This window comes from Mycolicibacterium rhodesiae, from assembly GCF_002086695.1.
Classification (GTDB): Bacteria; Actinomycetota; Actinomycetes; order Mycobacteriales; family Mycobacteriaceae; genus Mycobacterium; species Mycobacterium rhodesiae.
Map to the genome: position 1 here is coordinate 1 of NZ_MVIH01000046.1, position 523 is coordinate 523.

Annotated in this window: 1 protein-coding gene; it reads left to right on the forward strand. The window is 78.2% G+C overall.

Annotated features, from left to right (window positions below; translation table 11 throughout):
* On the forward strand, positions 1-523 hold a 523-nt coding region (locus BST42_RS29835), incomplete at both ends, for a hypothetical protein (RefSeq protein WP_207569596.1).

Consider the following 523-nt stretch of genomic DNA (forward strand, 5'->3'; position numbering starts at 1 on the left):
GCGGTGGAGCCGGCGGCGGCAAGGGCGGTAACGGCGGCCTAGGCGGCACAGGCGGTATAGGCGGCGCCGGTGGTTCCAACACCGGTACTGCCGGCGGCGCTGGTGCAGCCGGCGGACAGGGCGGTACTGGTGGCAACGCCGGAGCGGCAGGAACGGCTGGCAGCGGCGGCGGTTCCGTCGGCAGCAACGGCGCTGCCGGTGCGGGCGGCCAGGGCGGTGCGGGCGGCAACGGCGGGACTGGCACGGCCGGCACGACCGGTACAACTCCGACCACAGGCGGAGCCGGCGGCAATGCCGGATCCGGCGGCACCGGCGGCACGGGCGGTGCAGGCATCGGCGGGGCCGGAGGCGGTGCAGGCGGACAGGGCGGCGTCGGCGGTGTCGGCGGCACGGGCGGCGCAGGCGGCACCAACACCACCGCGGGCGGCAACGGCGCCGCCGGCGGCAAGGGCGGTACCGGCGGCAACGCCGGTGCGCCAGGCACCGGCGGAACCGGCGGTGGCTCCAGCGGCAGCATCGGCAA